The sequence below is a fragment of the Reticulibacter mediterranei genome (genome assembly GCF_016587455.1).
In genome coordinates this window covers 8,430,675-8,455,652 of sequence record NZ_BNJK01000001.1, presented here as the reverse complement: position 1 = coordinate 8,455,652, position 24,978 = coordinate 8,430,675, and the positions used below count along the sequence as shown (strand labels likewise).

The window sequence follows — 24,978 nt, the reverse complement described above, 5'->3', positions numbered from 1 at the left end:
TTGACTGATTTGTACTGGTTGAGTCGAATTTGGCGAACTTTGTTCTCGCACAATACAGCGGAACGAGGTTCGCCACCTCTATTAGGAGTTGCTATGGTTATCCCAAAGGCTACGCGCTGGCGGAATTTTCGCCGGAGCGGACTGGCAATGCTTGTGGCGAGCATTCCTGTCATTTTCATCGCCATCTTCGTTGGCATCCCGGCTCTGATGGCAATTGCATTCTCGCTCGGTTATACCGGGGGTCCAAATGCGACGATCTCATTGCTCGATCAAAGCCTCGTCTCTACAGATCACGGCATCACGTTTGCCGTCTATGCCCATCTGCTGGGCGACGCCTCTTTTCGCGGCGATTTCTGGGCCACAATCTGGGTGACGCTGGCTTCCGTTGCGCTCATCGTAGCGGTTGGCTGGAGCCTGGCGCTCTACCTCCGCTTTGCCCGTGGACGGCTTGTACACATTCTCTCTTCCCTCTATCTGGTCCCACTTTTTATTCCGGTTGTCATTGCTTCTTACGCCATCGTCACCTTCTGGAATGCACATGGCTATATGAGCGCTCTGGTAGAGGATATTCTGCATCTTCCGTTTGATGGTTTCGGCTATACCCTGTTCGGTGTGGTTCTGGGACAACTGTGGGTGAATATCCCCTTCTCGGTGCTGCTGCTGGCTTCTGGTCTGCGCAATGTACCGGACGCCCTCATCGAATCGGCACGCGATGTGGGAGCCTCATTCCCTACTATTTTGCTGCGCATCATCGTTCCACTCAATATGCTGCCAACAATCATTGTCGCAACCTTTACTGGCATTGGGGTGCTGGGCAGCTTTACAATCCCTTATCTCACGGGGCCAAATGCCCCAACCTTGCTCGGTGTCACAATGGCGCGGTTCTTTCAGGCATTTAACGAACCACAACAGGCGGCGGCAATGGCTGTACTCGTCTTTATCCTGGCGGCAGGGCTGGGCGCGGTCTATGTCTGGGCGAATGTCTCCAGTAATCGGAGAGGAGGAGCAGCTCAATGAGCATTACGCAGATCAAACAAGATGATGACTTGCAACACACATCAGGCTTGCAAGAACGTGCGGATGGAGGGTCATCACGCATATCAGCGGCGATCAGGGGAGTGCTGATGAGCATTTTCCTTGTTGTGCTGGGAGTATTTATTCTTGGGCCGCTGATCATTCTCTGCGTCTGGGCGTTTGCCGGCTCCTGGTTTTACCCAGCCCTCCTTCCTCAAACATGGACGCTCTCCTGGTGGCAGGAAATTTTGCTCAATGCTGATATTGGCCATTCAATTATCCTGAGCTTCATCTTCGCTCCAGTAGTCACGCTCCTCTCAGCGGCCATCTGCCTGCCCGCAGCCTACGCCTTTGCTCGCGGTAGCTTCCCCGGCCAGCGGGTATTTCTTGTTTCGCTTTTTGCAACCAACGCCTTCCCTAAAATGGGTTTGTATATTACGATGGCCGGGCTACTCTACGCCTTTGGCCTGATGAATACTTTCTGGGGCGTAGTGCTGGTACAGATGCTCAATACTGTCGTGGTGATGACCTGGATTCCCACGGCAGCATTCGCAGCGGTGCCCCGCGAGTTGGAAGATGCGGCGCGTGATGCTGGCGCGGGACTATGGACTACCTTCTGGCGTGTCACTTTTCCTCTCGCGCTCCCTGGTATTCTGGTCGCACTGATTCTTGCGTTTCTGGCTGCCTTTGACGAAGCACAGGGGACCTTTCTAGTTGGCGCGCCGGACTACCTGACCATGCCAGTTCAGATGTATACGTTGGTACAAAATTATCCTCAGCAAGCGGCTGCCGTATTTTCGATTGTATTAAGCATTCCCTCGTTTGTGCTGCTGTTGCTGGTGCGTCGCTATATCATCGGTGGATCGCTCGCCGCTGGTTTCCATCTCCATTGATGGTGAGATAAAACAGAGTATAAAGATACGATAGAACGATAAGGGAGACATTTATGGCAAAGCTTGTGCTTGATGGAGTTGTGAAACATCTGGGGGCAAGCCAGTTGTGAAGGGGTTGAATCTGGAAATAGACTCGGGAAAGTTAGTTTGCCTGCTGGGATCGTCCGGCTGCGGAAAAACCACGACCCTCCGTATGATCGCCGGTTTTCTGACGCCAGATGCCGGTCGTATTTTGTTAGACGATGTGCCAATCATCGATATCCCGCCGGAGAAGCGTCCAACTGCGATGGTCTTTCAACAGTACGCGCTCTGGCCGCATATGGACGTTTTCAGCAATATCGCCTTTGGATTACAGGTACGCAAAGTATCCAGGCAAGCCATCCGTGAGCGGGTACACGAAGTTCTCAAGCTGGTGCGCCTGGAGGGATATGAGCATTCATACCCAGCTCAGCTATCAGGTGGACAACAACAGCGGGTGGCGCTGGCACGTGCTCTGGTACTTGAGCCAAAGGTGTTGTTGTTGGATGAACCGTTGAGCAACCTCGATACCAAGCTACGCGAACAGGTTCGCGAAGAGATTCGCGAAATTCAACAGCGCGTCGGTATTACGACCGTTTTTGTGACGCACGATCAGGATGAGGCGCTTTCGATCTCAGATCGTGTCGCGGTTTTAGAGGCTGGCTATCTCGAACAATATGCCGTACCAACCACACTTTATAAGGAGCCTGCAACGGTCTATGTTGCCAGTTTTATAGGGGCTATGAACCTGTATAGTGGTCAATTGAAAGAGCAAGGGGTCGAGATCGATGGAACGTTTATTCCCTGTCAGCAGTTCTCTGCCCACGCCAAAGGAAACGTAACCATCGCGGTGCGGCCAGAAGACGTCTATATCGTCAACGATGAGCAAGAGGGAGCGGCCGCAACTGTTGCGCAACAGATTACAAGAGGCCATTATCAAGAGCTGGTGCTGACTGCTCCCTTTGGCAATGTGCGCGCCTTTGTTTCCAATGATATCGCAATACAAGAGCGTGTGCATTATATGTTCCGGCGCGTGCTGATCTACCAGGATAGCAAGTTAGTACAGGAGCATGTTGAAGATAAGGATATTGTGTCTAGCCCTATTTCTCTCAAACGATATCCATCCTCTTGAGACATGGAGGTCTGCCTTTTAAGTAGCAACCCATTTTTCGCAGGCACAAAAAATCAGGACAATAGAGGACAGATCATTACCGCTACTCCTGCTATACTCAAAAAGAACGTGGCGAAGGATCAGCGCAAACGCTTGTATGCTTGAACAGGTATTGCATGATTCTTTGCCAGCCTGGATAGAACACAGTACATGTGAAGAGGAGTAGCATATGAAATTTATTAACGTTCGTTTGATGGTGGATCATTTTGCGGAGAGCATTCACTTCTGGCAGGATTTGATGGGCTTCCAACTAAAGTACAGAGATGAGGGCATGGGCTATGCCTACTTCGAGACAGGGAGCGCTGGAGTGGAACTGGTAAGTCGCACAGGATCGCTGGCCGCATCTGAAGAGATAGTTCCTGTAGATGGTCAGACGATCATGGTTTTTCAAGTCGATGACATCAATGCCACTTATGCCGATCTGGTCCAGCGTGGCGCAGTTTCGGTAAGCAAACCACAGGATTATCCAGCGATTCAGATCCGCACCGCACGGATCAATGACCCTGAAGGCAATTTGATTGAGATCTATTGCCCACTCACTACATCAGATTCCTCCAACGCCTGAGCAAGAATGAAATTTTCCTTTCAAAAACTCAAAAATATAAAAGCGTAAGCTCTAGCATTATTAGAGCTTACGCTTTTATATTTTTCTTACACTTCAAATAGAGTTCTTACCTCAATTTTGCCGAGAGCAAAGAGAAGCAATGAAACAAGCCGTACGATCATTAGTGCTGCTTGGCTGCGCCTGTTACCAGGTGTCCACAGACAGCCTATCGACCAGATGTTCTTTCTGGGATCTTGATCTCACGAGGAGATGGGAAGAGTCGTCTTGGATGCGGCTTCGCGCTTAGATGCCTTCAGCGCTTATCCCTTCTTGACATAGCTATCCAGCGGTGGGGGAGGCCCCCCAACTGGCACACCAGCGGTCAAGCCATCTCGGTCCTCTCGTACTGAAGATGACTGCCCTCACTCTTCCTACGCCCACGACGGATAGAGACCGAACTGTCTCGCGACGTTCTGAACCCAGCTCGCGTGCCGCTTTCATGGGCGAACAGCCCAACCCTTGGGACCGACTCCAGCCCCAGGATGCGACGAGCCGACATCGAGGTGCCAAACCTTGCCGTCGATGTGAACTCTTGGGCAAGATCAGCCTGTTATCCCCGGGGTAGCTTTTATCCGTTGAGCCACCAACCTTCCACGCGGGTTAGTGGGATCACTAAGTCCGACTTTCGTCCCTGCTCGACCTGTCCGTCTTGCAGTCAAGCTCTCTTGTGCCTTTGCACTCTGTCCGGGTGATGTCCATCCACCCTGAGAGAACCTTTGAGCGCCTCCGTTACTCTTTGGGAGGCGACCGCCCCAGTCAAACTACCCATCTGGCCCTGTCTCCTTCCCGGATCACGGGTAAAGATGAGATACAACACATCACGAGAGTGGTATTTCACTGCTGCCTCCTCCAACCCCACAAGGCTGGTCTCTCCGGCTCCCACCTATCCTACGCACGCCATATCTCGTATCCAGGCCAAACTGTAGTAAAGCTCCACGGGGTCTTTTTGTCCTGTCGTGGGAAACCCGTATCTTCACGGGTACTTCAATTTCGCCGAGTCCTCTGTTGAGACAGCGCCCAACTCGTTACTCCTTTCGTGCGGGTCGGAACTTACCCGACAAGGAATTTCGCTACCTTAGGACCGTTATAGTTACGGCCGCCGTTCACCGGGGCTTAGATTCGCAGCTACGCACACCGCTCCTCGTAACCTTCCGGCACTGGGCAGGAGTCAGCCCCTATACATCCACTTTCGTGTTGGCAGAGACCTGTGTTTTTGGTAAACAGTCGGTTGGGCCTATTCTGTGCCGCCTCCTCACCCCCGGGATAAACCCAGAAGTTACTAAGGCCCCCCTTCTTCCAAAGGTACGGGGTCAAATTGCCGAGTTCCTTAACAGAGGGTCGCTCGTTCACCTGAAGAGATTCCTCTTTGCCTACCTGTGTCGGTATGCGGTACGGGCGGAGAACGTTCTGGATAGAGGCTTTTCTTGGCGGCCTGGGGACCGATGACTACCGCCCGCTTGCGCGGACTCGGCCCTGCTGTCACGCGATGTGTGATCGGGATTTGCCTCGATCACGCGCTTCAGACAAGGCACCCAGCCTGTCCACTTGCTGGGATCACCTTCCCTACCGCGTCCCCCCTTCTCTCATAACGACCGTCTCCGGTGCAGGAATATCCTACCTGCTTGCCATCGCCTACGACTTTGACGTCCTCGGCTTAGGACCCGACTGACCCTGGGACGACCAACGGTGCCCAGGAACCCTCAGGCTTTCGGTGTGTCTGATTCACACAGACATTACGCTACTCATTCCGGCATTCTCACTTCTGCGCGCTCCACCAGTCCTCACGATCTGGCTTCTCGGCACGCAGAACGCTCCCCTACCATTATCACCACGAAGGTGATAATCCACGGCGTCGGTCCAATGCTTGAGCCTCGCTACGTTGTCGGTGCCTCTGCACTCGACCAGTGAGCTATTACGCACTCTTTCAATGGTGGCTGCTTCTAAGCCAACATCCTGGCTGTTATTGCGCAGAGACTGCCTTTGACACTGAGCATTGAGTTGGAGACCTTAGCCGGTGGTCCGGGCTGTTTCCCTTTTGACGACGAAGCTTAGCCCCCGCCGTCTCACTCACCAGTCTATGCTGTTGGCATTCGCAGTTTGCCTGGGGTTGGTAACTAGCACTTAGCCCCTAGCCCAAACAGTGCTCTACCTCCAACAGATGCTCTCTGGTGGCTGTACCTCAATACATTTCGGGGAGAACCAGCTATCTCCGTGTTCGATTGGCATTTCACCCCTACCCACAAGTCCTCCCCCAGTTTTGCAACACTGGTGGGTGCGAGCCTCGACGAAGTTTCACCTTCGCTTCACTCTGCTCATGGGTAGCTCACACGGTTTCGGGTCGCATCGACGCCACAAACGCGCTCTTCACACTCGGTTGCCCTATGGCTCCCTCTCTTTAGCGAGAGTTAACCAGGCGACGCCGATGCACTCGCCGGATCATTCTACAAAAGGCACGCCATTAGTCCTTGGTATCGCAACGATACAGTGACCTCTGACTGCTGGTAAGGACAGGGTTTCAGGGACTCTTTCATCCCCCTCTCGGGGTGCTTTTCACCTTTCCCTCACGGTACTGGTTCACTATCGGTCGCTTTGGATAGGTAGCCTTGGAGGGTGGTCCCCCCAGCTTCCCACAAGATTGCACGTGTCTCGTGGTACTCAGGATCCCGACCCGCTTGCTCGGTGCTTACTCTACGGGACTCTCACCCGCTCTGGTCAGGCGTTCCAGCCTGTTCAAGTACACCAAACGCACATGTTGTCGGTCCTACAACCCCGCCCCTTCTTGCGAAGGAACGGTTTGGGCTGCTCCCGTTTCGCTCGCCACTACTCCGGGCATCTCGGTTGATTTCTCTTCCTCGGGCTACTGAGATGTTTCAGTTCGCCCACTGACCTCCTCACACCCTATGGATTCAGATGTGGGTCTCCAGACATCACTCTGGAGGGGTTGCCCCATTCGGACTCTCCGGGATCAACGCTTGCATGCAGCTCCCCCGGAACGTTTCGCCGGTCTCCGCGTCCTTCTTCGGTCCAAAGCGCCAAGGCATCCACCCTGTCCTCTGTGTAGCTTGTTCTCTTCTGTTTCTCTGTTTTGCTCTTCGGCAAAATTGAAGTAAGAACTCTATTTAGTTGTGTATGTGCATTTGCCGGAATCAGTTCACCACCCAAACAGCTTGTTACATCTGTCTACAAAGGTGAACCATCCCCGACAACTGGAGAGTGGAAAACAGGTAGCGAAAAAATCGCTCTGTTTGAGCAGATCTGATCGACCTGGGAGTGAGTTGGCTCCAGCGAGAAGGGATAATACCACATCTTGCCATCACTGTCAACTAGTGCTCCCTAGAAAGGAGGTGATCCAGCCGCACCTTCCGGTACGGCTACCTTGTTACGACTTCACCCCAATCACCGACCCCACCCTCGACGCCTGCCTCCCGGATGGGTTAGCCTGGCGGCTTCAGGTGTTGCCGACTTTCGTGGTGTGACGGGCGGTGTGTACAAGACCCGGGAACGTATTCACCGTGATGTGCTGACTCACGGTTACTAGCAACTCCAACTTCATGTAGGCGGGTTGCAGCCTACAATCTGAACTGAGACCGGGTTTGCTGAGATTGGCTCCCCCTCGCGGGTTGGCGACTCATTGTCCCGGCCATTGTAGCGTGTGTGTCGCCCAGGATGTAAGGGCCGTGCTGACTTGACGTCATCCCCGCCTTCCTCCCTTGCGGGCAGTTTCGCTAGAGAAATCCAACTAGCAATAGGGGTTGCGCTCGTTGCGGGACTTAACCCAACATCTCACGACACGAGCTGACGACAGCCATGCAGCACCTGTGCTTGCGTCCCTTGCGGGCACGCCCCGTTACGGGCGGTGCGCAAGCATGTCAAATCCTGGTAAGGTTCTTCGCGTTGCATCGAATTAAACCACACGCTCCGCTGCTTGTGCGGGTCCCCGTCAATTCCTTTGAGTTTTAATCTTGCGACCGTACTCCTCAGGCGGACCACTTATCGCGTTAACTGCGACACGGAAGGGGTCGATACCTCCCACGTCTAGTGGTCATCGTTTACGGCCAGGACTACCGGGGTATCTAATCCCGTTCGCTCCCCTGGCTTTCGCACCTGAGCGTCAGAAACGAGCCAGAACATTGCCTTCGCCTTTGGTGTTCTTCCAGATATCTACGCATTTCACTACTACACCTGGAGTTCCATGTTCCTCTCTCGCTCTCAAGTTCACCAGTTTTTGAAGTCCTTTATCGGTTGAGCCGACAACTGTCACTCCAAACTTGGCGAACCGCCTGCGTGCGCTTTACGCCCAGTAATTCCGGATAACGCTTGCCCCCTACGTATTACCGCGGCTGCTGGCACGTAGTTAGCCGGGGCTTATTCATCTGGTACCGTCCTTGCTCGTCCCAGAAAAAAGCAGTTTACAACCCGAAGGCCGTCATCCTGCACGCGGCGTTGCTCGGTCAGGGTTGCCCCCATTGCCGAAAATTCCTCACTGCTGCCCCCCGTAGGAGTCTGGGCCGTTCTCAATCCCAGTGTGGCTGATCGTCCTCTCAGACCAGCTACCGATCGTCGCCCTGGTAAGCCTTTACCCCACCAGCTAGCTAATCGGACGCAGACCCATCCTCTGGCGCTCTTGCGAGCTTTCCTTCGTGCGAAGGATATGCGGTATTGTCGGCGATTTCTCGCCGGTATTCCTCACCAAAGGGTAGGTAATCCACGTGTTCCTCACCCGTCCGCCACTCCCTACTTGCGTAGGGCGTTCGACTTGCATGTGTTAGGCACGCCGCCAGCGTTTATCCTGAGCCAGGATCAAACTCGTCATCCAATTTATGTGTGCAACATCTACTTACCGAAGTCCATGTTGCGAAATTGACAGAAAAACTGCTGTATCAAACAGTTTGCTGTGCTGTTTTCCACTCTTCAGTTGTCAAGGTTCCGTTTGTGCTATCTCATCGGCACGGTTGTCATTATCGCATACTCTTTGTCTTCTGTCAAGAGTTTTGGCAAGCAATTTTTTACATCCGTTTTTATTCTGGAAAGGCTTGCCCGCGTTTATGAACGCACGTTGGAAGGTGTTTTCTCTCCCCGCCGAGGCACGGGTGCCATTATCACACGTACGTCTCAGCTTGTCAAGTGAGTAGGACTAGATCCAGGGCTTTCCAGTTCTCCGCTCAAAGGGGTGCAGGGGTCTCCCTGCCGGGGCCTGGGGCGTCCCCAGTTTCCTTCCCTCCTTCGCGCGCCGCCGCAGGCGGCGCGCAAAAGAGAAGAAAAAAGTTTTTTGCGGGGACACCCCGCACCCCGGCAAAGGGCTGCCGCCCTCTGCACTCCTGCTAGATGGGAGAATTGGAAAGCCCTGGACTAGATCTCTCCCATTGGGCAGGAAGAGGTATGAAGTACCGCCACTGGTCAGCTCTGGTGCCATCGGTTATACTTGAATGGGACAGCGAAGTAACAACACCGCGGCTAAAATAACCATACAACATGCAAACACAGGAGATTACTCATGGCAGCCTATTTCCTTGTCGATGTCGCAATAAACGATCCGCAGCTCTATGCCGAATACCGCAAGCTGGTTATGCCCACACTCGAAAAGTATGGTGGACGCTTCCTGGCACGTGGAGGAACTGTTGAAACCATCGAAGGCAACTGGAATCCTGAACGCTTCGTTATTATAGAGTTTGAGAATAGTGAGCAGTTTCAACGCTGGTACTACTCACCCGAATATACTGAGGCCCGCACCATCCGCTTTAAGGCATCAACCGCAAGTGCCATTCTGGTGCAGGGAGTCTAATTCGTTATGTCGTCTAAAGCGCCAGGACAACGACGACTCTTCCTGAATATACCGCTTTTAAAAGCAACAACATATACGTTATTGATCGGCCTGACGATATGGGGGCTGGTGTTGATTCTGCGCCTTCTGGCCTCTCCCGAACCACTAGAAAAAGATTTTCCCATCGCCCCTTTAATCGCAACGATCACATCTCTCTGCATGCTTTTTTACGCGTTAACCTTGCCCTTACCAGCCAAAATCATCAGCAAGCAGGCCATTTTACATGTCATCTGTGCCCTGGTACTCAATCTCATCCTGTGCTTATTCCCCTTACCATTATTTGCTAACGTATTTGAACAAGCAGGAACTTACACTCCTCGCAATCCTTACATTACTTTTTTTGCGGTACTATTCGTTCTCAATTACGGCTGGTTTATTTTTGTCAGAGTCGCTATCCGAGTTATTCTGTTCTGGAACAGACTGCGTAGAAAATATCTACACTGGGCATTGACACATGCCCATGTAATGGTGCTATTACTCGGCTTGATGCTCCTGATTCTCATGATCGAGGCCGCCATTCTCTTCAGCTTTCGCGAACGTGGCTGGCTCGTTCCATTAGAGATGGTGCCTACGCTCTTCTTCTTGCTCGGCCTGTGCGCCATCCCAATCGTAGTGGTTGTGCCTCCTACAGCGCTGTTCTCCTACATTGTTATGAAGCGCACCACTGACCGTATCCGTATGCTGGCAATGGCAACGAGTATGCTGCGGCAGGGAGACTATACTATTCGTGTACCCGTTGTCGGGGAGGATGAAGTAGCCCAGTTGCAGGAAAATTTCAATGTCATGGCGAGCGATCTACAACATGCTATGCGCGATTTGCAGAGCGAACGAGACCGCGTTGCAGCTTTATTGCAAGAGCGCCGCGAACTGGTCGCCAACGTCTCACATGAATTGCGTACACCCGTTGCGACTATTCGTGGCTATTTAGAGACAACATTAATGCATTGGAATGAAATAGAGGCAGAGGCACTGTATCAGGATCTACAGGTGATGGAAAACGAAGTGCTGCACTTACAGACGCGCGTAGAAGAGCTATTTACGCTGGCGAGAGCAGAGTTGGGACGTTTAGAACTACATTGTGAGCCAACTGATGCCTGTGAGGTCATTCAGCGCATCGTCGATGGAACCGCACCCCTCGCCTGGCGTTCGAGCAAGATCGAAGTAGTGGCCGCGCTCCCCTCTGAGCTGCCTCTGGTACATGCTGATGTGCAGCGGCTTGAACAATCCTTACGCAATCTGTTGCACAACGCCCTGCGGCATACTGCACCTGGAGGCATCATCGCTCTTGTTGCCGAAGGTGGTGCAACCACACTGACAATTCACGTCAAAGATACTGGCGAGGGCATTGATGCCGCCGACCTGCCCCATATCTGGGAACGTTTCTATCAAACAGAACAGACGAAGCGCAAAGGCGGTGGCACCGGGTTGGGACTCTCTCTAGTGAAGGAATGGATCGAAGGCATGGGCGGCAACGTCATGGTCGAAAGCACACAAGGCCAGGGAAGCTGCTTCACCCTACATCTCCCCCTGACAAAGAGCGTGACGCTTTCGGCTTATGCTTCCAGCAATCTATCATCTGATTTGTAGCTTGCTCTCTACTATTGAGAAACTTCTTCCGGCAATGATACGTGCCTTTAAAGTGAGGGGTCAATCCGCTCATCTCTGTCAGGTACTTAGAAAAGCGGGGAAGAGCTTTTCGCCGTTTACTCCCTCTATTTTTCTTTCTCTCTATCTTTGCATACCGACATACTATCAGGAGATAAAACGATGCTGGCTACAACGGCGCTCGCATATAAGGTGCTTCGAGCATGGGAAACAAACGATACTGATACACTGGCAGCTTGCTTATCACAAAATTTTGTTGGCCGCAAATTGCTGCCGCAAGAAATCGATAAGGATCAGTTTCTCGACTATACACGTGCTATACTGCGAGCATTTCCCGACTGGTCTTTCCAGGCCAGATTTTTAAATGAGCATCCTGTACGAAGTTATGACACCGCTGTTCAATTCATTACACAAATTGCAGCTACTCACAGCGGTGATCTTGCATTACCAGAAATACCGGTTATCCCTCCAACTGGCACAAAAATAACATTACCGGCCCATCATCTCGATCTGGTTATACACGAGGGGATCATTAGAGAAATGGGCAGTGATTTCTCGCCTGATAGTCTGACTGAAATATTGGCACAACTAGGGATGGAACTACTATAGCAATTCCATCCCCAACAGGTCACAGGTGTTGTAGATTGGCAATGGTCCGTTCGTTTTGCACATTGCCAGTATTCAACGTGGTGTTTGGCTCGACCAGCAAGACATGCACCTCTTCCGGCGCTACTGGCAGATGTTCAACGCCACGCGGAATGACGATCAACTCGCCCTCGTCCAGCCAGACATCTCGATCGCGAAACTTCATCAGCAGGCGACCCTTCACCACCAGAAATAACTCATCCTCATTATCGTGATGATGCCAGACAAATTCGTCCTTGAGCTTGACCAACTTCACTGCCGTATTGTTGACCTCTCCCACGATCTTTGGACTCCACATTTCCTGGAACTGCTCGAACTTTTCCGTAAGGTTTACTTTTTCCATTATTGTTCCTCCTACTATCATTTTTGTCATTTCTTACTCCATTGTAAATGGACCTGTGAGGAAAGTCCAACGAATAAAAATGATCGTTCTTATCGCTTTTCTCGATTGCCGCATACAGCTAATAGGCGAAAAAGATGTGTTACAATAATCTTCTATATTATAAAAATATAGAAAATCTGAAACTATTCAGGAGGAATAATGAAGATTCGCACTGCGGCCAAAGCGCTAATTGTGCAGGATAATAAACTGCTGGTTATCGAATACAACGATGCATTCGATCCAGTTCACGATACATATTTTGTCTTACCAGGTGGAGGTCAACAGCACTCTGAGCCATTAGATCAAACATTGCAACGTGAGTGTCAGGAAGAGATTAATGTTGATGTTGAGGTCAAGGATCTCATTTTTATCCGCGAATATATCGGCAAAAATCATTCCCATACCGGGCATGCAGATATTCATCAGGTTGAGTTTTTCTTCCTCTGCACCATCCGCGCAGGGCAGCCCGGCATTGGTCACACGCCCGATACAGGGCAGATCGGCGTGCAATGGGTTGCCCTTGACGCGTTAGAAAGCTCTAATTTTTATCCGCAAGCAGCCAGAAAGACGCTTGCGACACTGCTCAGTGGAGAACACATTCCATCACATACAGTCTATCTTGGCGATATTGACTGACACTAGCTATTGGATAATGCGAATTGTACGCATGATGCGCCCCTGACAGTGACACGCGCAATTGTTGTTCCAACAGCTGTGGGTGCATCTTGTACAGGAAGAACCACTACCTCGCTGCTCTCCTGATTCGCGACCAGCAGAAAATGGTTGCCCGGCTCAATCGCGAAATTGCGAGGACAGCGCCCACCACAAGAGCGGATAGCAACAGGGGTCAACTGACCGTCTGAGCCGATTTGAAAGATGGCGATGCTATCATGTCCACGATTGGAAACATACACACGATCGCCGGTCGGTGAGACGTGAATATCGGCCACCGTATTCTCAGGCGCATCGGGCGGAAGCGTCTCAATAATTTGCTGCTCGCTCAGGGTGCCACTCGCCGCATCATAGGAGTAGACAGCCACTGTATTGTTGAGTTCGTTCGAGGCAAAGACATGCTTACCATCGGGGTGAAAGGCCAGATGACGTGGACCTGCGCCCGGACGGGTTGCAGTGGTCGTCTGTTCACGCAATGTACCTGCTTTCGAGTCGAATGCATAAACGCGAAGCGCATCGATGCCCAGATCGGCGACAATGACGAAGCGTTGGTCAGGGGTAAAGGTTGCCGAATGCGCATGCGGTCCCTCCTGTCGCTCAGGATGTGGTCCGCTGCCCCGATGCTGGATGAGGTCAGTCATTGCACCCAGCGAACCATCATCGAGGATTGGTAACACACTAACACTGCCAGAAGCATAATTAGAAGCAATTAGCCAGCGCCCGGTTGCATCAATCGCCAGATGGCAGGGCCAATCACCACCGCTCGCTTGATGGTTAAGCGGCTCTATGCCCCAAGACTCAGATGAAGATACACCCAGTGCCCAGACTGCACCCGGCTGGCCGTCTTGCTGGCTCGTCTCGCTCACGGCATATAACCAGCGCCCATTGGGATGCGCAATGAGAAAGCTTGGAGCAGCGATGCCAGCATACGAACCGCGCGAGGTCAACATGCCATTCGTCGCGTCAAAGGTGAAAGCATGGACGCCGGGTTGATCAGCGCTGACATATCCACTGATATATACGGTATGTTGTAAAGAGGCCATTCTTTTCTCCTGATCCAGTATGATATTTCTTTGAGCATAACAAACAGATGCAAACCGCGTCAACAAGCTCCATATTTATGCAGGTAAATCGCGAAATGAAGAATACCTGTTCATAAGCGTTATCTATTGGACCATATATACGTCTTCTCTGCTAGAAGGCAAATAGACGTGAGAATGGAAAGATTACACACAGCCATAAGGATATACAAATATGAATGGGAAAGAGCAAGATCAGCAGACATGGCAGCAAGTTCCATTTAATGACGGTGGCACACTCCACTACTCACAGGGAATTGATCAGCAACATCTCCAGATCACCCAACCACTCCATCTTCCTGGAACGGCAAAAGAAGCGCGTCTCAAACAGTTACGCAAACAACGTCTTGCACGTTCTCAACGCGTATCCACCACCAAATGGAGCAGCGCATTGCACGTGTTGTTTTCTCCATCCAGCGTGGGAAAAGCTGCATTGCTCCTCACAGTTGCAACATTCGCCAGCCGCTTTCTCGGCCTCCTGCGTGTCTCGCTCTTCACCGCCGCCGTTGGTGTGAATGACAGCGCTGACGCATTCAATCTGGCAACCCAGTTTCCAACCACCATTTACAACATTGTCGCCGGAGGAGCATTACTTTCGGCCTTTATTCCTATCTTCAATGTCTATTTCATCAACAAGAAGGATGAGGGGGAAGCCTGGCACCTGACCAGCTCAGCCCTAAACCTTTCCAGCGGCTGTATGGTTCTCTTCTCGCTTGTTGGTATGATCTTCGCCGACCAACTTCTCCATCTCTATACACCTAACGTGCCGCAGGAGAAACTGGTCTTGATGGTGGCTCTCACTCGCATCCTCTTTTTACAGACAATCTTCCTCGGTATGGGAGTGATCATGAATGGAGTACTCAACGCACGCCAGCATTTCCTCTTGCCTGCGCTCGGCTCCGTACTCTACCCGCTTGGTTCCCTTCTCGGCCTGGGCGTGGGTGTGGTATTGCAATGGACCGTCCATGCTAATAGCACACTCATAGTCTACTGTGCCACCTGGGGAGTTGTGCTGGGTGCAATACTTATGATGGGAATACAGCTTCCAGGTTTGAAGCTGATAGGGATGCAGTATCGTTTTACCTTCGATTGGCAACATCCTGGCATTAGACAAATCGTCCGGCAAATGCTTCCTCGCATTGGCAACGCGCTCATGTTGAGCTTCTCAACCAATGTCGATCTGATCCTGATTGGTCTGATTATCAGTGTGACGGGCGCAAGCACCAACGGCTATACAACGCTCTATCTTAATGCCTTCACAATTGCTTCCATTCCGCTAAGTGTGATCATTCAAATAGCGACGGCAGCCTTCCCTCGCATGACCAGTCATGCTACAGAGGGCCGGATTGATAGGCTGCGCCTCTTGATCCTGGAAGCGCTGCAAAGCATCCTCTTCGTCTCGATCCCGGCAGCACTGGGTCTAGTCACGCTGAGTTTACCTATGGTAGAGATCTTGTACCACATTCGTTTTGACCAGGCCCAGGTAACAGCCATCTTGCTCATTTGCTACGCTCTCGGCTTGCCAGGACTGGCGCTGGTCGAAATCCTGACCCGCCCCTTTTATGCCCTACGTCAAAGCAAAATCCCTGTCTATGTCAGTATTGGACAGTTTGCGGTCAAGATCGCGCTCAGCCTGCTCTTCCTCAACCCTATGGTCTGGTTAGCGCAAATGGAGTGGGTACGTTTCTGGTTCTCGTCCCTCTCGCAATCCTGGCTCACTGGAGCCTGGGGCATGGGGGCGCTGGCACTAGCAACCTCGCTAGCAGGAGCACTCGAAGCAGGAGGCCTCTTGTGGCTGCTCCACATCCAGGTGGGGGGTCTACATCTGCGAGAGTTGCCCTCCTTCGTGTTGCGCATCACGCTCGCTTCACTTGCCATGTTGCTGACCATCACAATCATAGGCTGGGCACTCGATCAATGGCTTGTTGTTGGCACGACTGCTACTCATCAAGTTACAGGCTTCACCGACCTCATACTTGTCGCAATCAAGCTTGCTTTGCTAACAGGTATTGGAGGAATGGTGTATCTACGTACCGCACGCTTCTTGCATATCCTCGGTGGCGAGCGCCTGAAGCCTATCCAACGTGTACTCATCCGTTTACGGCTCGCATGGGTATAGGTGTCGCATGTCTTTCCCAAGACTATAGCCTCTTTCTCCTGTATGGCTCATCAAACCGCATCTTCCGTCGTATGATATACTTTGAAGCGGTCTGTATCTTGATCTTGACTATATTGAAAAGTTTTTGATGTGAGAGGGAATGAAACATGGCGGTTTTTTATCATCTGGTAGGTGCTTCCGCATCAGGGAAGCAATTGGGGTTTGCAGAGTTTCAACAATGTATACAGGATTTATTGAATGAAAAGCTCATAAAGTTTCCAGCAGCGATTTTTGTAGGCGATGCGCAGGCCAATCCTGACGGCTATTACTGGTCCACCGACGCGGCGTATACCGCTATTTTGCCCGGCTCTCCGGGCAGTATGATTGAATTATTAGAAGAGTACGAAGATATTGCGTCCGTAGAGACGCTCTACTATGATGGCAATGATGAAGCGTCGTTCAAAGCAGCATTAGAACGTGCTCCCTTTGGCAAGAAAGATATCTGCCTCTGCTTTGATCTCATCCTGCCAGAAGGGGGACGTGGGCGCAGCAGATATGGAGAGGGGGCCGCGATCTACGCGCTGGCTCGTCCATTCCCGGTCCAGTATGCGGCGCTCAAGTCTACGTTTCAGCATGAGCTATCCCAATTTGTAGTATTTTATACGAGCCTGGGCCGCAACCTTCAGCCGATGAAGCCAGGGCTGCAACAGGTGATGAAACGCTATTTCGGGGAAGAGATCTTGCTAGCGGAATCGGTTGACCGCTAGCTCTTTCTATAAGTTTTCCAGTGTTTATCACACATCGCTCAAGCGTTCTCCAAATCGTTCCAGGCGTTGCAGCGTCCCTTGAATATCTGCCTCGGTGGTGCGTGGATTAATAATGCAGAGGCGAAGAGCTATCTGTCCTCGTAAAAGTGTCGAGGTCAAAAAAGCAAAGCCATCCTCAAACATGGCGTCCAGTATACGCTGATTGAGCGCATTCAAATCACCATGCGGGCGTGACTTCCCAACGTAGCGAAAGGTGACGATGCCGAGTTGTGCCGGAGTCAAGACTTCCCAGCAAGGGGATTGACGCAATAGTGCTTCGGCATATTCGGCAAGGGCGATACCACGCTCAACGGCATGACGAAAGGCAGCAAGGCCAAACACTTTGAGCGACATCCAGAGCTTGAGGGCACGCGTGCTGCGGGTCAGCTGGATACCGTAATCGCGAAAATTGACCTCTTCCTCTCGTCCCGCCACGTCTTTGAGAATTTCAGGCAACACGCTAAACGTCTCGTACAGCCAGCGGCTTTGACGTGTAAGAACGCACCCGATCTCATAGGGCTGAAAGAGCCACTTATGCGGGTCCAGAGCCAGCGAGTCGGCCTGCTCCAATCCCAGCAAGAGGCATTGCCCCTGCTCATTCAGGATAGCAGCGCCACCATGAGCGGCATCGACATGAAACCAGAGATCTTCGGCGCGGCAAATATCGACAATAGTCGAAAGCGGATCAACGGCCCCGGTATTGGTGGTGCCAGCATTGCCGATCACACAGAATGGTCGCCTCCCGACTGCACGATCCTCCGCAATAGCACGTGTTAACTCATCAGTTGATAGACGGAAGGACGCATCAGAGGGCAAGCGGCGCAGTTGGTGTGGTGCAAAGCCAAGCAGCTTTAAAGCACGATCTGAGGCCGAATGCGTCTGATCCGAACAGTACACAACAGCATCCTGAGTGTTATCGGCCAGTTTGATATGGCGAGCCGTAGCTAAAGCGGTCAAAGTAGCAACCGAGCCGCCACTGACAAAGAGGCCGCCAGCAGTTTCAGGCAAGCCGCAAAGCTGCCGCAACCAATCAATGGTAACTAGCTCAACCTGGGCTGTGCCAGGCGCAAGACGCCACGTTCCGGCAAACGGATTAAAGCCAGAGGTTAGCGCGTCGGCCATGACGCTAACAAAATTATTTGGACCCGGGATAAATGCGAAGAAGCGTGGATGATCCAGCGGCATCACGTTAGCAAAGACATCGCTCTGCAACTGCTTCAATACTTGCTCGACAGGGCGACCTTCTTCTGGCAACGGCTCGCGCAATCGCTGCTCAAGCGTATGACGGGAAGCTCTGGTGGCGAGAGAAATATCCTCAACATGTTCAAAGTGGTCAACAATCATATCAACGATCTGATATCCCAGCGTCCGCATCTCTTCAGACGATAACTGGAGCGCGTCGTTGGACGAATGGTGGGTCATAGCGGGAAGATCTCCATTCCATCGGGTGTAGTCTTTATTCCATATCATACAATTATATGTGACGAAGCACCTCATCATCACAACATCCACGAAGATGGTTTTGCTTTTATGCATATTTATAGCTAAAACAGCCGGACTCTTTTTCAAAGTCCGGCTGTCGGTCTCAAGGGTGCGGAAATGGTCTCAGTCGTTAGCAGGAGCAGGTTCCCTGCTGTCGATCAGTAAGAGGACGATCAGGGCAATCTCGAAGATTTTATCGCCATAGCCAATAAAATCAAAGCGTCCCCCGGTGAACAGGAACCAGAGAATAATGGTAATAGCGGCATAGACAATCAATACCCAGCGAATGATCTGCCGATAGCGTTGCAGGGCGGGTAAATAGAAAGCTATAGCTAAAACGATATAGCCAACAAAGTTCAGAAGAAACAGCGTCGGCAGCGGCACCGGGAGCATGGACATAATTGAAGGTCCACCACCGCCGGGCGGACGGCCTCCTCCCACTCCTCCTGGCCTACCACCTGGAGGACGCCCCACCCGTCCGGCACCCATTAATCCAAACATTAAAATGGCACGATATAGATGAACTAAGCCTGACACCACAGCAAGCGCTATAATCGCAATCTGGCGCGGGCCAGGACGCGATGATGCTGGTGTTAAAGCGGTCTGGCTCATTGCAGCACTACTCCCCTTTCTTATTTGTAATCCATGAGTTGCTTGCGATGATATCGCCCGGAATGCGAACAAATTCTCCTTCATCAGCATTTTGCTCTTCCTGCTCCGGGCAAAAGATACTCTATGCTTCTTTGTACATGGTAGATATAAACAAAAGGCTAGAAAAGTGTAAAGTTATTGTAAATTGGTCCAAAAACTCGTCCCTCATTCTCTTGACATTCCTTAGACGGCGTGTTAATATTATGACCAGAGAGTCATGACCAACAAGTCACAGAAAAACTTCCCAGTTAGTTTCCATACGGCTGGTCGAAGAAAATATTTCTGGTCATTGCTTGAACTATACGCATATAAAACGCACTGGAATAAAAACCATGTCTATAACATCACATTCATTAAAGGAAAAACAACGGCTGGAGCGTGAGACGCTGATTTTGCAGGCGGCCGAGGAAATGTTGGAGCAGAAGGGCTATCATGAGACCTCGATGGATGAGATCGCAGCTCGTGTAGGGATCGCAAAGGGTACGATCTATATACATTTTCCCAGCAAGGACGCACTGGTGATAGCACTACTTGAGCGCAACATGCAGAAGTTTCTTGCTGGCATCGATGCCGTCATTGAGCAGCATTCCACATCTCGTGCCAGGCTAGAAGCTCTCCTGCGCTACATAATGACCGATCTACTGCAAAAACAAATGCATCTTTTCTCCTCGATCTCCCACAGCCTGGATCTCAAATACCAGGAACCGGAGGGGGAAGCTCGTCTGGGCGGTCTCTGGCAACGTATTACGGAACGCGTCGTCGCGCTGATCGAAGAAGGCCAGGCCACAGGCGAATTTAAGCGCGCATTGTCAACACAGGCAATGCTCTATGCATTTTTCAGCCTTTTTGCCACTAGACACCTTAAAAAACATATTGTAAACGATGAGCATACTTCTCAGAGGCTTGTAGATCAATTAATCGAGATCTACTTTACGGGGATTGCGGTCGAATCTCGCTCATAAGAGCTAAGTGTTTCTATGGAAGGATATGTACAGAATGAGTTCGACACTGGACACGACGATGCAAAACACAGTAGCAACAACTGTGCCGGTTGAACCGGCTTCACCATACAGCCGCCGCGATGTTTTATTCACTATGCTTGCGGTCCTGCTGGTAATGCTGCTCGGCTCGCTCGACCAGAGCATTGTCGGTACAGCCATGCCACGTATTATTGGAGATTTTCACGGGCTAGATCGTTATACCTGGGTTACTACCGCTTATATGCTGGCCTCAACCGTCATGGTTCCCATCTATGGAAAGCTCTCGGACCTCTTTGGTCGCAAACGCATCTTCCTGATTGGTGTGATCCTTTTCCTGACGGGATCTGCGCTCTGTGGAGCGGCCCAGTCAATGAATCAGCTGATCGCATTTCGGGCCTTTCAGGGATTGGGCGCAGCCGCTCTCTTGCCAATTGCAATTGCGGTGGTCGGCGATCTGTTCCCACCTCGTGAGCGGGGCAAATGGCAGGGCGTGACCGGCTCCGTCTTCGCGCTCTCGTCAATCGTCGGACCTGCGTTGGGTGGCTGGATTACTGAAAACACCTCCTGGCGCTGGGTCTTCTATGTCAACCTGCCTATCGGCCTGATTGCGCTTGGCGTCCTGATCTTCCTGATGCCTTCGCTCTATCAGCCCGGCAAAAAAGCTCGTATCGACTACCTGGGAGCTTTGCTGCTCATTCTTGGTACGTCGCCGATCCTGCTTGGTCTCAGCCTGGCCGGTTCACAATTTGGCTGGCTCTCCTGGCAGACACTTGTTCTGATCCTGGGTGGCGGACTGGTGATCGCAGCATTCTTCGTCTACGAAGCCTTTCTGGAGCGACGCGATGCTCAGCCCATTATCGATCCGAGCCTGTTCAAAAATAGCGTTTTCACCATCTCACTGATCGTCGCGTCTATCACCTTCATGGGCATGTTTGGCTGCATCTCATTCCTGCCACTGTATGCACAGGGAGTGCTGGGCATCTCAGCGACCAATAGCGGCCTGATCCTGACCCCGATGATGCTCTCGTCGATGGTGAGCAGCATTCTTTCCGGTCAACTGGTCTCGCGGTTCGGTAGATATAAAATTATCGCGATTACAGGCATGGCAATCACCACCATTGGCGCGGCCCTGCTTCTGCGATTGAACGTACAATCGACCCCGATGGATATGATTGTGGCGATGGTTGTGCTTGGCCTCGGTCTTGGCACCAGCATGTCGCTGTACACGCTGATTGTCCAGAACGCGTTGCCAACCAGGATCGGTCAATCTACTTCGACGTTGACCTTCTTCCGTCAGATCGGCGGAACGGTAGCGCTGGCATTGATGGGATCAGTAATGTCTTCAGCATACGGCCCGGCCTTTAATACGGCCCTACCCGATCAGGTGAAACAGACCCTTCCGGCGAAGATCTTGAGCGTCTTCAACGATCCAAACGTTCTGCTTGATGCGAAAGTGCAACAGGCGATCTCGCAGCAGTTAGGAGCGTTCGGGGCGCAGGGTCAGGCGCTCTTCAGTCAGTTGATGGAGGCTGTCAAGCAGGGGCTAACGCAGGGTATTCACGATATCTTCCTGCTGAGTCTGGGCTTGATAGTGATCGCACTGATCTCAGTCTTCTTCTTGAAAGAGATTCCGCTGACTGGCCGCCAGCCTGCGAAAAATGGTGCAGAGGGCGATGAGGCAGAAGAGTCGTTGCCAACTCCGGTCATGATGCACTAAGAGTACACTCAACAAAAAGGGAACCTGATCTGATAGGTTCTCTTTTTTAATATGTTTTTTGCACTATACATGCTAGAGAACCGGTCGTGTAATTAAGCCGTGCCGCCAGATGTTCCTCTCACTCTCTTGCAACGCAAGATACAGTATGGTATACTCCGCTTCAGTATACTGTATCGCAAGAGAGTGAAAGAGGTTTTTTGTGGAGGTACGCTCGACTCAATTGCTCAAGGGAACATTGGATATGTGTCTGCTGGCAATCATTGCACAGCGGCCCTGCTATGGTTACGAGATGGTTCAACGCCTGGCCCAACAAGGACTCGTTCTGGTGAGCGAAGGTAGCATCTATCCCCTTCTTGGTCGCCTGCAACAGCGTGGCTACCTTGAGGGATCTCTCGTCTCCTCAACCGATGGACCTCCGCGCAAGTACTATCGGCTCACGCCCCAAGGAGCCGGCCAATTGGCTGAGTGGCAGACTGAGTGGGAGAGCTTTGCCCAGGCCGTTTCACAGGTTTTGAAAGGAGCACATGCTGATGTTAATTCTCGATCAGCAGACCCGCAACCAGATCTCCGACCTCAGTGAGGCGTGTGGGAGATACTGGGAACTGAGGGGAATTGCCCAGAGCTACAGGAACGAGATGCAACTGGAACTGGAGCATCATTTCATCCAGGCAGCAATGGATGGGAAATCCCCCGAGTAATGTGGTGGCGTTCGATCTGTTCCTGGGCGTGAGCAGTGTAGCTGTATTCCATTTGGAGTGCTTCTGTTCCTGGTCCGACGATATCGCCACCCCGGTATGCTCTGGCTCACCTATCTGGGTGGCTATGCCATAACCCAGTTTCTGGTCTTCTTTGCCCGCGCGAATACTGTTGTACCGCTCTTCACGCTGAACTGGGGATTCAAACAGGCCCAATGGACCTCGCTCATTGTCTTGCTGCTTGTGATCCCGCTGACGTTGTGGGCGAGACGCTGGCATTTTGCCGAGGTTATTCCAGAAGGGGAGATTCCTGCCACCTACGGTATGCCCCCATCGAGACACAAAGCGGTGTCAGCACCTATCGAAGAGGAATCCATCCATGTTTCTCACCTTGAGACGAAGTGATAGACGACTAGCGATCAAACAGGGATCGGAACTCGGCGCTCGATAGGCTCTCCGCGCTCATGGTGGTATAGGTGCCATGTTCCAGCAATTCGTGCGCCACCGAGCGTAGATGTCCCAGCACCGAACGCGCCAGCCCTCCCGCAAGGCTCACCCGTGCAACGCCCATCTGTTCAAGCTCTGGTAGCGTTGGCATGGGTGGTCCGCCGAGTATGTTCACAGGTCCATCGATGGCACGAACCAACTTAGCAATCACATCGCTCGCAAGCATGCCGATGGGATAGACACAATCCGCCCCGGCCTGTAAGTAGGCATTGGCTCGCCGTACCGCCTCCTCGAATTGATGCTCTGGCTCACCGATGGCCAGCAAGAAAATATCGACGCGCGCATTGATCACAAATGGCACATCCAGCGCGGCGGCAAGCTCCCGCAACGCAACAATTAGCTCGACCTGATAGGCAAGATCGACCAGTGCTTTTTGCCCCTGTTTCGATGAATCTTCGATATTGAAGCCCACGACGCCGGTAGCGATGATGGCTTTGATCGTCTGTACCACCTCCGCAATCGAGTTGCCATAACCGGCCTCGATATCAGCCGTCACTGGACACTCGACAGTGCGAGCGATACGTGCAACAGCCTCAATCATCATTTCGCGGCTCATCTGCTGACCATCGTGATAGCCCAGAGCTGCCGCGACGCCAGAGCTGGTCGTTGCTATTGCCCGAAAGCCTGCCAACTCAAAGATGCGTGCGCTAGCAGCGTCCCAGGCGTTCGGCAAGGTCAGCAACGGTGGCTGCTGGTGCCACTGGCGAAATTGTGCTGCTTTCTCCTTCTGAGCGCTAGAACTCATCTTTGCCTCCTTATAACTTGCATAGTTTGCACACTCCTAATATACTCATTCTACAAACATCACTATAAGGTCATGAATGACTGGGGCCTCCAGAAAGGATTTTGTGTGAGAGCAGCTCTGTTACAAGGGCCATTTCATGACAGAATGATAGCATCATTACCGCGCCGTAAAGATGATCGGATAGCTGGTCAGACCGAGCAGGAAGAAGCTGCGAACTCCTTCCAGAGGTTGATCTTCGTTGCGCCGTACATTACGCAACCGCTGTAAAAATAGATTGAGCGCGATACGGCCCTCAAGCCGGGCGAGCGGTGCCCCCAGACAATAGTGCAGACCATGCCCGAAGCTGATGTGGCGATTGGGCATGCGGCGGATATTGAAACGTTCCGGATCGTGAAACTGCTCCTCATCATAATTCGCTGAATCGGCGCGCACGATCAGTCGATCTCCTCGTTTGAGCGCCTGCTTCCCGATATGTGTATCGGTCGTGACATGGCGAACGGCCCCAATCACCGAGCCATAGCAGCGCAGAATCTCTTCAATCGCTCCAGGCATCAATTCAGGGTTGCCACGCAGTTCCTCCACGACATCGGGATGCTCCTCAAAGGCCAGCATTGCATTGCCAATCAGGTTGGCAGTCGTTTCATAGCCCGCAAAGAGCAACAGACGACAAAAACTCAACAACTCCTCCTGGTTAAGCCGCTGCCCGTCCACATCGGCCAGGATCAGGCTACTCATCAAATCATCATCTGGTTGCCGACGATGCTCCTCCAATTTAATCGCAAAATACTCGCGAAATTCACGGTCGGTCTGCTTTCGCCCCTCATCATCAGCCGTCTGACCTTGACCGAAACGTTGACCAGCCGTGATGATATTGGACCAGCGAATAAACATCTCACGCTCCTGAGATGGCACGCCAAGCAACTCTGCAATAATGGTTGCAGGCAACGGATAGGCCAGATCACGAATCACATCCATCTGACCACGCGCAATCGCCGCATCGAGCAGTTCATTTGTGATCTCAGTAATTTTGCCCTCCAGTTGGGCCACAATGCGTGGAGTGAAAGCACGCGAGATCAGATTACGCAACAGATTATGGCGCGGTGGGTCCATGCCTAGTATACTCGGCTGTCCTGTTTCACTGGAAAAAGTCGCTGGATCGTTCAGAACGCGCAAAGCGTCTTCATAGCGGAAGACATACCAGATATGAAAGCGCGGCTCAAAGTAGACGGGATTTGTAGCGCGCATCTGTCGATACCAATCGTGCGGAAAGCCGGTCAAAATTTGTCTGGCTGATTGCATAGGTATCCTTTCATGCCATCATGGGGTTATGCCATGAGCGAACAATATTTCTCTGCTCTCATTGTACAGCGTCCTCTCAACCAGCAAGCAATAA

The 24,978-nt window shown here is 51.9% G+C and carries 22 protein-coding genes and 2 rRNA genes; 15 read left to right on the top strand and 9 right to left on the bottom strand.

Annotated elements, in window-relative coordinates; translation table 11 throughout:
- Positions 1-93: 93 nt before the first annotated feature.
- The 4 genes from K3T83_RS36225 to K3T83_RS36210 all read left to right on the top strand — a co-directional run bounded on the left by K3T83_RS36225 (position 94) and on the right by K3T83_RS36210 (position 3,661).
- A complete protein-coding gene (locus tag K3T83_RS36225; RefSeq protein WP_220207775.1) occupies positions 94-1,017 on the top strand; it encodes an ABC transporter permease in 924 nt (307 codons plus the stop codon).
- 107 nt (positions 1,018-1,124) lie between these two features.
- Positions 1,125-1,907, top strand: coding sequence for an ABC transporter permease (locus K3T83_RS36220; RefSeq protein WP_373324636.1), 783 nt, complete (start codon positions 1,125-1,127; stop codon positions 1,905-1,907).
- 106 nt (positions 1,908-2,013) lie between these two features.
- Positions 2,014-3,057 (top strand): ABC transporter ATP-binding protein, encoded by a 1,044-nt coding sequence (locus tag K3T83_RS36215; protein WP_220207773.1) that lies wholly within the window; start codon positions 2,014-2,016, stop codon positions 3,055-3,057.
- Between the two features lie 208 nt (positions 3,058-3,265).
- Entirely contained in the window at positions 3,266-3,661 is a 396-nt protein-coding gene (locus K3T83_RS36210; protein WP_220207772.1) for a VOC family protein, read from the top strand.
- 140 nt (positions 3,662-3,801) lie between these two features.
- Here the strand turns inward: K3T83_RS36210 and K3T83_RS36205 are convergent.
- The 3 genes from K3T83_RS36205 to K3T83_RS36195 all read right to left on the bottom strand — a co-directional run bounded on the left by K3T83_RS36205 (position 3,802) and on the right by K3T83_RS36195 (position 9,113).
- A 23S ribosomal RNA gene (locus K3T83_RS36205) occupies positions 3,802-6,768 on the bottom strand.
- 269 nt (positions 6,769-7,037) lie between these two features.
- A 16S ribosomal RNA gene (locus K3T83_RS36200) occupies positions 7,038-8,516 on the bottom strand.
- Together the 16S and 23S rRNA genes form the textbook arrangement of a ribosomal RNA operon.
- A 318-nt stretch (positions 8,517-8,834) precedes the next feature.
- Entirely contained in the window at positions 8,835-9,113 is a 279-nt protein-coding gene (locus tag K3T83_RS36195; RefSeq protein ID WP_220207771.1) for a hypothetical protein, read from the bottom strand.
- Positions 9,114-9,194: 81 nt separating this feature from the next.
- Here K3T83_RS36195 and K3T83_RS36190 point away from each other — a divergent pair, with 81 nt between their 5' ends.
- From K3T83_RS36190 to K3T83_RS36180, 3 genes are all read left to right on the top strand, one after another.
- Positions 9,195-9,482, top strand: a complete 288-nt coding sequence (locus tag K3T83_RS36190) for a DUF1330 domain-containing protein (protein ID WP_220207770.1) — start codon at positions 9,195-9,197, stop codon at positions 9,480-9,482.
- A 6-nt stretch (positions 9,483-9,488) separates the two neighbouring features.
- Positions 9,489-11,108 carry a sensor histidine kinase gene (locus K3T83_RS36185; protein WP_220207769.1) on the top strand — a complete coding sequence of 540 codons (1,620 nt, stop codon included), beginning with the start codon at positions 9,489-9,491 and terminating at the stop codon, positions 11,106-11,108.
- A 180-nt stretch (positions 11,109-11,288) separates the two neighbouring features.
- Positions 11,289-11,735, top strand: coding sequence for a nuclear transport factor 2 family protein (locus K3T83_RS36180; RefSeq protein WP_220207768.1), 447 nt, complete (start codon positions 11,289-11,291; stop codon positions 11,733-11,735).
- A 19-nt stretch (positions 11,736-11,754) separates the two neighbouring features.
- On the opposite strand, the gene K3T83_RS36175 is transcribed toward K3T83_RS36180, so the two are convergent.
- A complete protein-coding gene (locus tag K3T83_RS36175; RefSeq protein ID WP_220207767.1) occupies positions 11,755-12,114 on the bottom strand; it encodes a cupin domain-containing protein in 360 nt (119 codons plus the stop codon).
- A 198-nt stretch (positions 12,115-12,312) separates the two neighbouring features.
- Here K3T83_RS36175 and K3T83_RS36170 point away from each other — a divergent pair, with 198 nt between their 5' ends.
- Complete coding sequence (locus K3T83_RS36170) at positions 12,313-12,789, top strand: NUDIX domain-containing protein (RefSeq protein ID WP_220207766.1); 477 nt, start codon at positions 12,313-12,315, stop codon at positions 12,787-12,789.
- Between the two features lie 2 nt (positions 12,790-12,791).
- Here K3T83_RS36170 and K3T83_RS36165 read toward each other — a convergent pair whose 3' ends face one another.
- On the bottom strand, positions 12,792-13,868 hold the full coding sequence (locus K3T83_RS36165; RefSeq protein ID WP_220207765.1) for a lactonase family protein: 1,077 nt from the start codon (positions 13,866-13,868) through the stop codon (positions 12,792-12,794).
- Positions 13,869-14,079: 211 nt separating this feature from the next.
- Between K3T83_RS36165 and murJ the strand changes: the two genes are divergently transcribed.
- Both murJ and K3T83_RS36155 read left to right on the top strand, forming a co-directional pair.
- Positions 14,080-16,023 carry a murein biosynthesis integral membrane protein MurJ gene (murJ, locus tag K3T83_RS36160; protein ID WP_220207764.1) on the top strand — a complete coding sequence of 648 codons (1,944 nt, stop codon included), beginning with the start codon at positions 14,080-14,082 and terminating at the stop codon, positions 16,021-16,023.
- A 146-nt stretch (positions 16,024-16,169) separates the two neighbouring features.
- On the top strand, positions 16,170-16,769 hold the full coding sequence (locus tag K3T83_RS36155) for a hypothetical protein (protein ID WP_220207763.1): 600 nt from the start codon (positions 16,170-16,172) through the stop codon (positions 16,767-16,769).
- Positions 16,770-16,796: 27 nt separating this feature from the next.
- On the opposite strand, the gene K3T83_RS36150 is transcribed toward K3T83_RS36155, so the two are convergent.
- The gene (locus K3T83_RS36150) at positions 16,797-18,230 is read right to left on the bottom strand and encodes a pyridoxal phosphate-dependent decarboxylase family protein (RefSeq protein WP_220207762.1); all 1,434 of its coding nucleotides are present in this window, start codon (positions 18,228-18,230) and stop codon (positions 16,797-16,799) included.
- Positions 18,231-18,413: 183 nt separating this feature from the next.
- The gene (locus K3T83_RS36145; protein WP_220207761.1) at positions 18,414-18,902 is read right to left on the bottom strand and encodes a hypothetical protein; all 489 of its coding nucleotides are present in this window, start codon (positions 18,900-18,902) and stop codon (positions 18,414-18,416) included.
- Between the two features lie 371 nt (positions 18,903-19,273).
- Between K3T83_RS36145 and K3T83_RS36140 the strand changes: the two genes are divergently transcribed.
- The 5 genes from K3T83_RS36140 (at position 19,274) to K3T83_RS36120 (ending at position 22,738) form a co-directional block, all read left to right on the top strand.
- Positions 19,274-19,903, top strand: coding sequence for a TetR/AcrR family transcriptional regulator (locus tag K3T83_RS36140; RefSeq protein WP_220207760.1), 630 nt, complete (start codon positions 19,274-19,276; stop codon positions 19,901-19,903).
- 34 nt (positions 19,904-19,937) lie between these two features.
- On the top strand, positions 19,938-21,638 hold the full coding sequence (locus K3T83_RS36135; protein WP_236065062.1) for an MDR family MFS transporter: 1,701 nt from the start codon (positions 19,938-19,940) through the stop codon (positions 21,636-21,638).
- A gap of 199 nt (positions 21,639-21,837) precedes the next feature.
- A complete protein-coding gene (locus tag K3T83_RS36130) occupies positions 21,838-22,218 on the top strand; it encodes a PadR family transcriptional regulator (RefSeq protein WP_220207759.1) in 381 nt (126 codons plus the stop codon).
- Positions 22,169-22,336: a hypothetical protein gene (locus K3T83_RS36125; protein ID WP_220207758.1), complete on the top strand. Its 168-nt coding sequence runs from the start codon at positions 22,169-22,171 to the stop codon at positions 22,334-22,336. The genes K3T83_RS36130 and K3T83_RS36125 overlap by 50 nt, the downstream gene beginning before the upstream one ends.
- 96 nt (positions 22,337-22,432) lie before the next feature.
- Complete coding sequence (locus K3T83_RS36120) at positions 22,433-22,738, top strand: hypothetical protein (RefSeq protein ID WP_220207757.1); 306 nt, start codon at positions 22,433-22,435, stop codon at positions 22,736-22,738.
- Between the two features lie 7 nt (positions 22,739-22,745).
- On the opposite strand, the gene K3T83_RS36115 is transcribed toward K3T83_RS36120, so the two are convergent.
- On the bottom strand, positions 22,746-23,585 hold the full coding sequence (locus tag K3T83_RS36115; protein WP_220207756.1) for an isocitrate lyase/PEP mutase family protein: 840 nt from the start codon (positions 23,583-23,585) through the stop codon (positions 22,746-22,748).
- 156 nt (positions 23,586-23,741) lie between these two features.
- Positions 23,742-24,884 (bottom strand): cytochrome P450, encoded by a 1,143-nt coding sequence (locus tag K3T83_RS36110; RefSeq protein WP_220207755.1) that lies wholly within the window; start codon positions 24,882-24,884, stop codon positions 23,742-23,744.
- Positions 24,885-24,978: the final 94 nt, after the last annotated feature.

What these genes read in the sequence shown, in the direction of transcription:
- K3T83_RS36185 (WP_220207769.1), top strand. Translation starts at nt 9,489, where the DNA reads ATGTCGTCTAAAGCGCCAGGACAACGACGACTCTTCCTGAATATACCG.
- K3T83_RS36140 (WP_220207760.1), top strand. Translation starts at nt 19,274, where the DNA reads ATGTCTATAACATCACATTCATTAAAGGAAAAACAACGGCTGGAGCGT.
- K3T83_RS36115 (WP_220207756.1), bottom strand. Translation starts at nt 23,585, where the DNA reads ATGAGTTCTAGCGCTCAGAAGGAGAAAGCAGCACAATTTCGCCAGTGG.
- K3T83_RS36165 (WP_220207765.1), bottom strand. Translation starts at nt 13,868, where the DNA reads ATGGCCTCTTTACAACATACCGTATATATCAGTGGATATGTCAGCGCT.
- K3T83_RS36180 (WP_220207768.1), top strand. Translation starts at nt 11,289, where the DNA reads ATGCTGGCTACAACGGCGCTCGCATATAAGGTGCTTCGAGCATGGGAA.
- K3T83_RS36210 (WP_220207772.1), top strand. Translation starts at nt 3,266, where the DNA reads ATGAAATTTATTAACGTTCGTTTGATGGTGGATCATTTTGCGGAGAGC.
- K3T83_RS36170 (WP_220207766.1), top strand. Translation starts at nt 12,313, where the DNA reads ATGAAGATTCGCACTGCGGCCAAAGCGCTAATTGTGCAGGATAATAAA.
- K3T83_RS36155 (WP_220207763.1), top strand. Translation starts at nt 16,170, where the DNA reads ATGGCGGTTTTTTATCATCTGGTAGGTGCTTCCGCATCAGGGAAGCAA.
- K3T83_RS36110 (WP_220207755.1), bottom strand. Translation starts at nt 24,884, where the DNA reads ATGCAATCAGCCAGACAAATTTTGACCGGCTTTCCGCACGATTGGTAT.
- K3T83_RS36120 (WP_220207757.1), top strand. Translation starts at nt 22,433, where the DNA reads ATGCTCTGGCTCACCTATCTGGGTGGCTATGCCATAACCCAGTTTCTG.
- K3T83_RS36150 (WP_220207762.1), bottom strand. Translation starts at nt 18,230, where the DNA reads ATGACCCACCATTCGTCCAACGACGCGCTCCAGTTATCGTCTGAAGAG.
- K3T83_RS36125 (WP_220207758.1), top strand. Translation starts at nt 22,169, where the DNA reads ATGTTAATTCTCGATCAGCAGACCCGCAACCAGATCTCCGACCTCAGT.
- K3T83_RS36220 (WP_373324636.1), top strand. Translation starts at nt 1,125, where the DNA reads ATGAGCATTTTCCTTGTTGTGCTGGGAGTATTTATTCTTGGGCCGCTG.
- K3T83_RS36195 (WP_220207771.1), bottom strand. Translation starts at nt 9,113, where the DNA reads ATGGCACCAGAGCTGACCAGTGGCGGTACTTCATACCTCTTCCTGCCC.
- murJ (WP_220207764.1), top strand. Translation starts at nt 14,080, where the DNA reads ATGAATGGGAAAGAGCAAGATCAGCAGACATGGCAGCAAGTTCCATTT.
- K3T83_RS36135 (WP_236065062.1), top strand. Translation starts at nt 19,938, where the DNA reads ATGAGTTCGACACTGGACACGACGATGCAAAACACAGTAGCAACAACT.
- K3T83_RS36175 (WP_220207767.1), bottom strand. Translation starts at nt 12,114, where the DNA reads ATGGAAAAAGTAAACCTTACGGAAAAGTTCGAGCAGTTCCAGGAAATG.
- K3T83_RS36225 (WP_220207775.1), top strand. Translation starts at nt 94, where the DNA reads ATGGTTATCCCAAAGGCTACGCGCTGGCGGAATTTTCGCCGGAGCGGA.
- K3T83_RS36190 (WP_220207770.1), top strand. Translation starts at nt 9,195, where the DNA reads ATGGCAGCCTATTTCCTTGTCGATGTCGCAATAAACGATCCGCAGCTC.
- K3T83_RS36145 (WP_220207761.1), bottom strand. Translation starts at nt 18,902, where the DNA reads ATGAGCCAGACCGCTTTAACACCAGCATCATCGCGTCCTGGCCCGCGC.